This window comes from Empedobacter sp. GD03739, from assembly GCF_029843245.1.
Classification (GTDB): Bacteria; Bacteroidota; Bacteroidia; order Flavobacteriales; family Weeksellaceae; genus Empedobacter; species Empedobacter falsenii_B.
Map to the genome: position 1 here is coordinate 1 of NZ_JAOCHX010000069.1, position 11,523 is coordinate 11,523.

The 11,523-nt window shown below is 33.0% G+C and carries 12 protein-coding genes; 2 read left to right on the forward strand and 10 right to left on the reverse strand.

All coding sequences use genetic code 11. The features are described 5' to 3' along the window. Nucleotides 1-109 precede the first annotated feature (109 nt). The 6 genes from N5E64_RS14815 to N5E64_RS14840 form a co-directional block, all read right to left on the reverse strand. Nucleotides 110-436: a helix-turn-helix domain-containing protein gene (locus N5E64_RS14815; RefSeq protein WP_125349901.1), complete on the reverse strand. Its 327-nt coding sequence runs from the start codon at nucleotides 434-436 to the stop codon at nucleotides 110-112. Next, complete coding sequence (locus N5E64_RS14820) at nucleotides 415-840, reverse strand: transposase (protein WP_125349900.1); 426 nt, start codon at nucleotides 838-840, stop codon at nucleotides 415-417. Before N5E64_RS14820 ends, N5E64_RS14815 begins: the two co-directional genes overlap by 22 nt. A gap of 58 nt (nucleotides 841-898) precedes the next feature. Beyond that, nucleotides 899-3,331 carry a hypothetical protein gene (locus N5E64_RS14825; protein WP_125349899.1) on the reverse strand — a complete coding sequence of 811 codons (2,433 nt, stop codon included), beginning with the start codon at nucleotides 3,329-3,331 and terminating at the stop codon, nucleotides 899-901. Between the two features lie 335 nt (nucleotides 3,332-3,666). Continuing rightward, nucleotides 3,667-4,182, reverse strand: coding sequence for a hypothetical protein (locus N5E64_RS14830; protein ID WP_280038171.1), 516 nt, complete (start codon nucleotides 4,180-4,182; stop codon nucleotides 3,667-3,669). A 280-nt stretch (nucleotides 4,183-4,462) separates the two neighbouring features. After that, nucleotides 4,463-6,136 carry a helix-turn-helix domain-containing protein gene (locus N5E64_RS14835; RefSeq protein WP_280038172.1) on the reverse strand — a complete coding sequence of 558 codons (1,674 nt, stop codon included), beginning with the start codon at nucleotides 6,134-6,136 and terminating at the stop codon, nucleotides 4,463-4,465. A gap of 445 nt (nucleotides 6,137-6,581) precedes the next feature. Next, on the reverse strand, nucleotides 6,582-7,001 hold the full coding sequence (locus N5E64_RS14840) for a hypothetical protein (protein ID WP_280038173.1): 420 nt from the start codon (nucleotides 6,999-7,001) through the stop codon (nucleotides 6,582-6,584). 44 nt (nucleotides 7,002-7,045) lie between these two features. On the opposite strand from N5E64_RS14840, the gene N5E64_RS14845 reads away from it, so the two are divergent. Next, nucleotides 7,046-7,516 carry an ecotin family protein gene (locus N5E64_RS14845; RefSeq protein WP_221854429.1) on the forward strand — a complete coding sequence of 157 codons (471 nt, stop codon included), beginning with the start codon at nucleotides 7,046-7,048 and terminating at the stop codon, nucleotides 7,514-7,516. Nucleotides 7,517-7,568: 52 nt separating this feature from the next. On the opposite strand, the gene N5E64_RS14850 is transcribed toward N5E64_RS14845, so the two are convergent. The 3 genes from N5E64_RS14850 to era all read right to left on the reverse strand — a co-directional run bounded on the left by N5E64_RS14850 (nucleotide 7,569) and on the right by era (nucleotide 10,681). Beyond that, the gene (locus N5E64_RS14850) at nucleotides 7,569-8,813 is read right to left on the reverse strand and encodes a DUF445 domain-containing protein (RefSeq protein ID WP_280038174.1); all 1,245 of its coding nucleotides are present in this window, start codon (nucleotides 8,811-8,813) and stop codon (nucleotides 7,569-7,571) included. Between the two features lie 83 nt (nucleotides 8,814-8,896). Continuing rightward, a complete protein-coding gene (locus N5E64_RS14855) occupies nucleotides 8,897-9,685 on the reverse strand; it encodes a universal stress protein (RefSeq protein ID WP_125350660.1) in 789 nt (262 codons plus the stop codon). A 108-nt stretch (nucleotides 9,686-9,793) separates the two neighbouring features. Next, nucleotides 9,794-10,681 carry a GTPase Era gene (gene era, locus N5E64_RS14860; protein WP_038334822.1) on the reverse strand — a complete coding sequence of 296 codons (888 nt, stop codon included), beginning with the start codon at nucleotides 10,679-10,681 and terminating at the stop codon, nucleotides 9,794-9,796. 222 nt (nucleotides 10,682-10,903) lie between these two features. Here era and N5E64_RS14865 point away from each other — a divergent pair, with 222 nt between their 5' ends. After that, nucleotides 10,904-11,173: a hypothetical protein gene (locus tag N5E64_RS14865; protein ID WP_038334819.1), complete on the forward strand. Its 270-nt coding sequence runs from the start codon at nucleotides 10,904-10,906 to the stop codon at nucleotides 11,171-11,173. 58 nt (nucleotides 11,174-11,231) lie between these two features. On the opposite strand, the gene N5E64_RS14870 is transcribed toward N5E64_RS14865, so the two are convergent. Beyond that, on the reverse strand, nucleotides 11,232-11,523 hold a 292-nt coding region (locus N5E64_RS14870; RefSeq protein ID WP_280038177.1), incomplete at its 5' end, for a hypothetical protein.

Consider the following 11,523-nt stretch of genomic DNA (forward strand, 5'->3'; position numbering starts at 1 on the left):
TTATATTAATTGTGTGAATCTCCACTTCATCGTAAACCAAATTAGAGAAGAGGGCACGTTTTATAAGTGGAAAAAGGCTTATGATGAACACGAAGAATGCATAATGAAGTCACACTAGAAATTTTTTCTTCCATTTGGCAACCGTATTCCTACTCAAATTAAAATGGCTTGCCAATTGACTATTATTTAAATTATGTTTTTTCTGATAATCCAATATTTTAATGATATCGGATTTGAAGTAAGAACGAAGCTTTTGGTTGTGAGATGGATTTGTACCGAATATTTTTTCATTGAGTGAAATGATATCTAATACTGATAAATTTTCTTTCTTGATTATTTGGCTACATACCTCTTTTTTCTCAGGATATTTCTTTGTAAGAATATCTGAATAAATACGTTTGTAGTTGGGTATTGTTATGTGTATTTTTTGATCCATTTGTATAGCGTTGTTTTGGGTATATTGTATTGTTCTATTACTTGAATTTTTGTCATTTCTCCTGATGAAATCTGTTCCAAAATAAAGTCTATGACTTCTTTGGTATAAATGTTTTTGCGAAATTGAGGTAATATTGTTTTTTTATTTGCTTGTAGTTTTTTACTTGGTTCTCTTGAAGGTGGTGAATACAAAATAAGGTGTTGGGAGTAAAGACGGAAAAAATCGTATTCTAAAATTTTACTCCATCTCAATAAAGTCTCTGAGTCCAAGCTTTTTGCTTGATACATTTCCTGTATTTCTGCTTCAGTGCATTTCAGGAAATTACATATACGGGATAGTTCTATTCCGCTTTCTGTAACTCTTTTTTCAATCATTTGTCCGATATGGATGTTTTTGAAATTCATTTTTTTATATAAAAAAACCGCAACAGCGTAGCTGCTGCGGAATCATTTGTGTTTTCTATTAGTGTACAATCTTCATAATATCTCCAGTACGGTAGATGGTTCCTGCTTCTAATCCTCCTGCAATTGCAGCTGCATTATCTGCATATTCTGGTACACCGCCTTGCACTTTGATACCGCCTGCAAAACTTAATACCAATTGCTGTTCTTTAGTGCTAGTAGCACCATTACCAATCGCCATGGCATCCCTGTGCGAAGCCGTATTGTTTCTACCTGCGGCAAATGAGAAGTCTCCCGATACGTTATTGAAGCTACCAAAAGCTTGTGCCATATTTCCTGACATATCATTGCGGTATCCAATTACCGCATTATAAGAATAACCAGATACATTATTTTGCGCACCACTTACAAAATGGTCATAACCAGTGGTAATGTTATTATCATAACCAAACGCTACACCACCTCTTGTACTTGCAATATCGTTGAGGGTACCTGTGGCAAAAGCTCCTATGGATGTAGCTGTAGTTGTATTTTCTTTTCCTACTATTAGGGAGAAATTTGCAGCATTGGTATTTAATGTACCAAAGACAGCAGCTGATTCACCATTTGAAGTATTGGTACTACCGGCTATGACACTATATCTTCCACCGCTATTTATCGTATTATTGATACCTAATGCCACTGAACTTACGCTGGTTGTAGTGCCATCGATTTTATTTCCAAAACCTGCCATAAAGACATGGCTTGCATTAGTAGTGTTTGATTGTCCAAAAACAGTACCTGTTCCTCCACCACTAATTATATTTCCCTGTCCACCTACAGCCCATCCTGAAGAAGCATTAACTTGATTATTATATCCGCCAACAATAGAAAATGCGGTTTTTTCAATGATGTTTGTCGAACCATAAATCAAATTGTCGTTGCTAATACTACCTGTTGAGCTGTTCACTTTATTTGAACTACCAAATACGGCAGAATTGGGACCTTGTACAATATTATTAGTCCCTACAGCAATAGAATTAGCACCAACTGGAGACGTGCCATCAACTTCTAATGCACTTGGAATACCTCCACGAATGGAACCTCTTACATCTAATTTTGTGATAGGTTTTGTTGTTAAGTCATTAGGAATTCTACTGGCTATAAGCACATCACCGTTCTGATCAATAAGCATTCTGTTTGCACATGTCGTAGCATTAGGATCACAAGTTCCAAATGTCAAATCAGCAGCCGCGTTTGTTCCATCACCTCTATAAATTGACCGAATGTAAGAACCTTCAAGAATACTGCCATCTGCTTTCATTCCTCTAAAACCTATTTGGGAAAGAAAATCTCCATTTTGTGTAGCAGCTGGGGTAGCAACTGTACCTCTACCTCTTTGGAGATATAGACTAGGTGCACTTGCGTAAGTTCCATTGTTATAGGATTGTATATAGATATCGTCGTCGTTTCCTCCTTTATCATCATTTATAATATGTAAAGCAGTTATCGGATTTTTAGCACCGATTCCTACACGTCCCATTTGATAAATATCCTGTGTATTTTCTGTAGCGGGTTGGTTATTAGCAGCATTGTACCAAGGTTCTGTACTACCTCCAGAAACCGGAGTTGACCAATACAGCTGTGCTGTATCGGATGATGCTCCGTCTGTAGTCAAGACTTGTCCTGCCATACCTTGCTTTGTCGGAAATTTATAGCCACTACTTATTCCTGTTAATGTATCATCAAATAAAAAAGCTATACCCCCACCTACATGACTGTTTCTAATCCGGCTCACACTTGACCCGTCTTGTGAACGAAGTTCCATTTGGTTTGGCTGCAATTGAATATTTGTGATGTCGTCTCCATCTCCTTCCTGTATATATGTAGAGCCCAGCCATTGGTTAAATGTTGAAAATTTAGTAGCTGTCCCACCTAATGTTATGGGTAATTGTCCACCTTCTGTCATTGATATGTGATTGATTCCGAGTGTTTGGTCAGCTGTGGCAATGGTACTGTAATAATCTCCCATATTCCAAACACCGAGAACATTACCTTTGACATGTAAATTTGCCTGTGTTGCAGATCCCGTAAAATCTCCCACACCTACGTTTCCGTTTTGGTAAATGTTCTGATTGTTGTCATTGGCTTTTGTGGTCGTATTTTCTACATACCAAGGTTCTATACCATCTTCTTTTCCAACTTTCACCCAAACGGTACCGTCAAAATAGTAGTAGCCGGCTTGGGTTACGTTAACGGTTTTAGCAGTAGTTGGAGAGGCTGCAGATTTTGCATACACAATCGCACCTAATTGGTCTGCGGTGTAGAGTGCATCTTTAGCAGAAAGTTCGTTACCTTCTAATCGTGGTGCGATGAAGCCGTCGATGCGCTCGGGCATATCGGGCGAAGCAACCACATCAAGTGTGGCTTTTGGTGTTTCTGTATTGATACCGACTTGTGAGTAGGCAAGGGAGCTGATGGTTAATGCTCCTAAAAGAATTATATGTTTTTTCATTTTTTTATTGTTTAAAGTTGTTTAATAATTGTTTTGTTTAAATGTTTTGGATTGGATTACTTGTGTGTCATTCCGACAAAGGAGGAATCTCAAATTCTTCATTTCGCTACACTCTGAATGACAGTGAGATGCTTCCTTCGTCAGCATGACATTGAGATTCCTCGCTTTGCGTTGCGACGCTCTAAATGACACTCTTGTCATTCCGACAAAGGAGGAATCTCAGATTCTTCGCTTCGTTACACTCTGAATGACAGTGAGACGCTTCCTTTGTCAGCATGACATTGAGATTCCTCGTTTCGTTATGCTCTGAATGACAGTGAGATGTTTCGACAAGCTCAGCATGACAAGGGTGGTGGTCGGGTTTTGTGAGTTGTGCTGAAATGGTTGTTTTCGTAATGAATAGTGTTGTCGAAATCAGGTTTTTCTGTATTGTATATATTTTTTTCTATAAAAAAAGTTTGTGCTGTAATCCCCAATTCTTTGTATTGATAGATAACAACTGCCAAAGTGCTTTCAGCTCCTGTAGAGGAGAATTTTTCGGAAATGGGTTGGCTTGTGATTTTGTAAGCGGGTTTTCCTGTTTTTGCTTTTTCGTTTTTTGTTACATGTTTATGTGTACTATCTACATCTAAAACGTTTTGCTTGTGGTGTACAGGTTTTTCTTTAGGAGATGGAGTTGAATTTGCAACGAGTATAATGCTGTTCTCTTTGTAAACGGTTACTGCATTATGATTTCCTACAATTTCTTTTTCCGTATAGATATAGGTGTTTTCACTTATACTTAACGTAGTATTTCCTGAAACGTAAATTTGTGCTGAAACGGAATTGGAAATTACCCAAAGAAAACACACAAAAAGCTTTCCCCAAAATGGAGAAAACTTTTGTGGTTTCCGGTTAAGGTATTTGTGTTTTCAAAATCGTGAGCAAATAAATTTAGGTTGGTTAAATTTTGCTCTGCTAAAGTAGGTACGCAAATGCCTGTATGAAAGACAAACACCTTGGGAATTCTGAATTTCCAAGGTGTTTTAAATGATTTATATTGTTGTTTTATAGTTAATTAGCTATTGTTTTGTGAGAGTGTTTGTGTAAGTTTTTAATCAGAAAAATGAGAATAAAATCATCACTGTATTATCATTTTAAGTCTTGTAAAATGGCTTCTTTCAGGAAAGATGAGGGCGACATCCCTGTAGTATTTTTAAATATTGTAGTAAAAGTATTGTAAGAAGAAAACCCACATACTTCTGCCAAATAGGTTATTTTGTATTTACGAAACTTGGGGTCAGTAGCAATTTTTTTACAGATATAGTCAATCCTTAGCTCATTGATATAGGTATTATAATTTTTATTATAGTGTTTACTGATAACCTCGGAAAGATATTTGGTATTGGTTCCTAATTGAATTGCCAACAGGGAAATGCTGAGCTCTTTGTTGGTGAATTTCTCAGACTTTTCAAATTTTTGAAGTTTTTTGATGAGTTCCTGCTCCGTAGTGTCAGATATAAAACTGGTTTTTGGGGCTTCATCATTTTGATAAATGGGTTGCTTATTGGATTTTTGGTATAGATTTTCCTTCAGAAAATTAATATCGGTAATGGTATTTTTTTCATTTAATTGTAATTCGAGTTTGGAAATGATCTGTTGGTAAAGCAGTTTCTGTTTTTCTTTTTTTCTTTTTAGATAAACGTATAATCCAACTAAAGCAGATAGAGAAAAAGCAATTAAACACCAAATGACAGCAATTCTTGTTTCTGCTTTTTTCTCTGCTTTTTCTCTGTCTTTTTCCAGATTGTTTACAATTACGTCTACCGCTTCCACTTTGTTATAGTCCAACTGCTGGGTTTGCAGCATTTGCAGTTTTTCATATTTCAAAGCTTTCTCTCGATCTCCTCGTTTGGTGTAAAGATTATTTAATATACGATAGAGTTTTAATAACTTGTCTGAATATTTGTCTTTCTCAAAAATAGGTAAAGCGTTCTGAAAATACATTTGAGCTTCTTCCAATTTGTTATTTTGATATGACAATTCGCCTAATGCAAGTTGGGAAATACCATATAATCTAGGTATTTCATTATGGAGATTGGGAATGGCTTCTACTTTCTTTATATAAAATTTTGCCGAATCAAGGTTTCCTTGTTGTGTAAATGTTGCAGAAATATTGTTATTGAGTCCACCATACCGATCAGCATAATTATAAGTATCTAGATTTTCAATCCTTTTTAAAATGGATAACCCTTTTTTATAATTTTCTATAGCTTCCGGATATTTTTTCTGTTTCTTTTTTATGCTCCCCAATTGGTTGTAAGCATCTAAAATCAATAAATTACGATCTTTTTCGTTATTCAAACCTTTGGCTAATTCAATCTGTTTGAGTGTAAGTTCCTCCGATTTTGTAAGTGCATCAATAAGAAAATAGGCATAAGCACGATACGAATTAAGGTCTGCGTGTAAGAGCTTATCATCTACATTTTCTGCTTCTTCTGCAGCCTTGTCTATAAAAACAATCATATTGTTGTAATCTCCCTGTATTCTGTACACTTCAGAAACAAATATTAATAGATCGGCTCTATTGCTTGCATCTTTTTCTATTTTGTAATCTTTTTGCCAACGATTGAGGATTTCATTGGGGTTATCTTTAAATAAATTAGAATAATTTTTATAATTGAACTGCCCAAAACCTAAACTAAATAATAATAGAAATGCGCAGGCATTTAATTGCTTTTTTTTCAATATTCCGAAAACTCCAGAAAATAAATTTTTAAATTTTCCGAGTTTAGAAGTTTTAAATGAATAGTAGCATTTTGTCATATTTAGTTTAGGTTATATATAAAACGAAAATACGAAAATATAGTGTGAATTAAAAGAAGCAGGAAAATCAGTTTTTTTTGCAAGTGTACTGAATGTGTATTGGAAAAAAGCGGTTGGAAAAAGAATGAATTTTAGTGAGAGAATTCTTATTTGGAAAGTCTCAGCATTAAATATACATGATGCTTGGGTTCTTTTTCAAATCTAAAAGTTTCTGTTTCACAATTCAAATTTAGGTATTAGATGTCCATGTTTTATTGAAAACTTACAATTCTTTAAGATTACTCCTTCAATAATCTGTAGTTACTGCTAGTTTTGTATTATTTTGGAATAATCAAAAAACAAATGAAAAATAGAAAATAAAGAACGATCTTTTTTCTTGTGTTCTGATAAATACGATGCATCAAAACCATTTTTAATCATTAGATTTTCTAGCTGTTTAATAGTTTCAATATCCGAATTTGAAGAAAGTTTTTGATTTATTTTTCCGAATAGCATTATATGAGTTAAAGAAGGATTTTGTATAATTCCTTTCAGTAAATTTTTTTGTGTCTGTAACATATTCCGTAACTGATGAAGATGTTAATCTTTTGCATTCAATTGCAAAATATGGTTTGGTGTTTTTACCCCACGAATTTTTTTGTGCTTTATCTATGATATGAATATCAATAGGATCATTATGTAATTTATCATCTACCAAACCCCTGTACTCCTCAGAAACTTCCTTATTAACTGTAAAATGATCTGTTTCATGTTCAAACAAACAAAGCTCATTTTCAAGATAATCATCAACTAAACGGTTTCTTAAATAATCCTCTTTTTTTATTTCACAAATATTTAACATTCCCTCACACAACCATTCACCCAACTTTCGCATCTTACTAATAGAAAAACAAATAAAATCAAATTAGTATGAAACTTAGAAAAGTATTTAGCGTTTTAGCATTATTAATGGTTATGGTAACATTCGCACAAAAAAATATGAAAATAGATTATTCAATGTATCCAAAAGCAAAAGATGGATATGAACAGAAAATTATCACTTTAAAACCACAAGCCAATGAAGAAAACTATTTAGTTGAAATATTTGCTGGGAAAAAAACAAAGGTTGATTCTTGTAATCAATTTTTCTTAAGTGGAAGTTTTGATCAAAAAACTGTTGATAGTTGGGGTTATGATTATTTTAATTTCGAAACTGATGGAAATATAGCAGGAACTTTAATGGGATGTTTTGACAATAAATCTGTCGAAAAAATTGTACACGCTCAATCTTTGCAGACGCGTTACAATAGCAAATTACCAATCGTAGTTTACGTACCAAAAGGCTATACATTAGAATATAGAATTTGGAAAGCAGATGAAAAACTTAACATAGTTAAGTAATATTTATAGTTGTTAATTGAAAAAGCTCGAGAAATTCTCGAGCTTTTATATTTTAATGAAATACTAATTGCGTAATCGTGTAAATAACCAAACCAACAAGTCCACCAACCAACGTCCCGTTAATCCGAATAAATTGCAAATCTTTTCCAACTTCCAATTCTAGCTTTTCGCTCAATTCTTTTCCTTCCCATTTATCAACCGTATTACTAATCAAGCTTTCCACTTCTTTGACATTTCGTAAAATCATACGGTAAATAAAATGACGCACCCAACCATTAATCTTATCAATCATTTCTTGGTTATCGTTCAAATTTTCGGTTAACTTTTTAATGTTTTTCTTAATGTAAACTTGCATTGCAGAATTTTCATCATCAAAACTTTCGGTCAGATTTTGTTTAATCGCCAACCACAAATCCAAAGCATAATCATTCAATCGTTCTTTTGTGATAAAATCATCTCGAAGCGATTCTAACCTAAATTTCCAATCGGGAGATTCTTTTATATTCTGAATGTTTTCTCGGATAATTCGTTCGATATTATGACGAACTGGATGTTCTTTATCTTCTTCAACCTCATCCAAAAAACTCACCACGCCTTCTACTACTCCTTTCGATATTTTTTTACCAGCAAAAAATGAAATCACAGGATGTTTTTCGTTTAATTTATCTTTAATAATCAAATCACTTTCTAAGATATATTCTTTTGCTTTTGGAATAATTGCTTCTAAAATTTCGTCGTGTTTTTCCTTTTCTAAAATATACTCTAAACTTGATGATACTAATTCAGGTAAATCAAATTGTTTTAAAATTTCATCACCTTTCAAGGTTATAAAATCAACGACATCTTTATCATCTAAGTCTTTGACAATTTTCTTGGAGAAATTAATCAACTCTTCTTGCAACATTTCTTGATTCGTAGGTTTATTCAACCAATCTGCTGCGTATTTTACAACTTCTAATTTCTCGATATATGGACGAATTGTAGATGGCGTCAAAAAATTCTCAGTTACAAACTGTCCCAAATTATCTCCGATTGCATTTTTACTATTTTCAATCAGATTTGTATGCGGAATTTTAAGTCCAAGCGGATATTTGAACAAAGCTGTAACCGCAAACCAATCGGCAAGCGCACCAACCATCGCTGCTTCGGCAAATGCTTCCACATATCCGATCCATTTCACAGGTGAATGTTGACTTAGATAAACCATCAAAAAGTAAATAAAAGCCATCAAAATGAATAATCCTGTCGCAATAGCTTTATGTTTTTTGAGGTTTTGTATTTTCTGAAGTTCCGTCATAAAAGTGTTTTGAAAATTTGTTGCAAAAATTTAGCCAATCAAAAAAGCGGAGAATTCTCCGCTCAAATTTTTGTGTTTTTGATTTATTTACTTTCCTGAAAAACCAATAATGCAACATTTGCACTCGATAATAATCGTTGGCTATGATTGATTGTAAATAATCTTTCGAAAGACGATAATTCACGGTGAACAACACCTAAAACATCGATGTTGTTTTTTGTACAATAATTGATTAAACCATCTTCTACATCTTTACTCGGTTCAATTGTAATCATCGCTTCAGGATATTCTTCTTCCCATTCTTTTTTCACGCTTAACATTTGTGGAGTAATCGATTTATCATCAACATGTACAATGTTCAACAATTTATCGTAACGTTTTGTCACTTCTTCCATTTGCGATAAAGCTTTTGCTTCTTTTTGATTGAACAATGTAGCGTAAGCAAAATTTCTTTCTTCTTTAAATTTTACATTATTTGGAACAACCAACACAGGTGCAGGCGAATTGTTAATGACATTTACCGTGTTAGAACCAAAAAACTTTTTGCCTAAACTATTTTGTCCATTCGTTCCCATCACCACGTATTGTATATCTTCTTTGTTGATAATATCCAAAATCATCAACAACAAATCGCCAACAACCAAAGAACTCTCTATTTTAACGTGTTCAAGATTATTTTCTTTTGCAATATTTTTAAGTTTATTGATATAATTTTCGAAGTTTTCTTCTGTAACTTCAAGATAATTTTTAAGATTTGATTGTACCGAGACTAACTTAATATTAGTTTTGAGAACTTTTGCAAGGTTTAACGCATACAAAAAAGCATTGTTCGCTGTTTCCGAAAAATCGGTTGGAAATAATATTTTAGCCATAATAATTAAATTCTAGAATAGATTGTTCTATAAATTTACAACTAAAATTTAGGTAAAGCCACAAAAAAAGTCTTGATTTCTCAAGACTTATCTATTTTTTAACCGTTTTTAATAACCAAAACGACGCAAATCATTCTCTTTGCTTCTCCAGTCTTTTCGCACTTTCACGAAAAGTTTCAAGAATACTTTTTTATCAAAGAATTTCTCTAACTCTTCTCTTGCTTCTTTTCCTACTTTCGATAAAGACTCTCCTTTATGTCCAATAATAATTCCTTTCTGAGAGTCACGCTCAACAAAAATTTCAGCTTCGATAGAAATTAAATTCAAATCTTCTTTGAAACGTTCTGTTACTACCTCAACAGAATATGGAATCTCTTTTTGATAGTTTAATAAAATCTTTTCGCGAATTACTTCATTTACAATAAAACGCTCCGAACGGTCTGTTAATTGATCTTCTGGATAATATTGCGGACCTTCTGGAATAATTGCTTTGATCTTATTAATCAACAAATCTACATTCACGTTTTCTTTTGCCGAAATAGGTAAAATCTCTGCTTTTGGTAATAATTCGTGCCAATATTCTACTGCTTCATTTAATCGATCTGGCGTAGCTGTATCAATTTTATTCAATAATAAAATAATTGGTGTAGATGTTTTTTGCAGACGTTCGAAAACTTGTTCATTTTTCAATCGTTTTTCTCCAATTTCTACAACATAAAGAATCACATCAGCATCCACCAACGATTCATTTACTGCATCCATCATTTTTGTTTGCAGTTCATAAGCAGGATCCAAAACACCAGGCGTATCCGAAAATACAATCTGATAATCTTCTCCTGTTAAAATACCTTTGATACGATGACGTGTAGTTTGCGCTTTGTGTGTTGCGATAACCAAACGCTCTTTCATCAACATATTCATCAAAGTAGATTTTCCAACATTTGGATTTCCTATGATATTTACAAAACCGGATTTAAATTTCTTTTCGTCTGACATTCTGCAAATTTAGTGATTTCTATAATATTATTTCAGATTAATATGTTGAAGAAAAGATTAATATTCTAATCCAATTTTAATTTCATAAAATTGATTTTGGTCTGTATTTTGAATAATTCTAATTAAGTTCAAAAAAATATGACGAAAGTTATGGTTTATTGAAAAATATGATTAATTTCATACATGTGTTATGGAAGATTAAATTAACCAAAATTTAAAAAAATGATGAAAGCAGAACTTATCGAAAAAGAAGAAGTAAGAAACTATAAATTTTTAGACGCGCCAAAAGACGAAGTAACGGTAGAGGCAAACAAATTGAATGGTGCAGTAAGATTAGGAAACGAATTCAAATCGAAAGCATATATTACATTTCAAACAGATCAAGGTCCTAAGAAAATTGAGACGACTGTTTGGTCTGTTACGGATAAATTTTTACAAATTAAGAATGGAGTTTTGATTCCGTTAAAATCTTTAATTGATATTCAATACTAAAAATTGTTTATTGCTTAAATTAAAAAAGGGATACGACGATGTCGTATCCCTTTTTTAATTAATTATTTTTGTTGGATTCTTTCAACAATCTAATTAACTCTGCACGTATAGCAGCTTTATCATTACTTTTCGGGAAATCTCCTATAAAAAATGTTTGTTGCGGAACTTCATAAGGTTCTAATTCACTTTTTGGAATATCAACATGTTCAGCAAATCGACTTTCTATTACCAAAGAAATTACATCTTCTGTAGATCCTTTTTTCGGAAAAGCAATCACAATAAAGTTATAATCGATATATGGTTTTAATTTTTCTTCAATCAATTCTAAATTCACCACATCTTTCCCATTC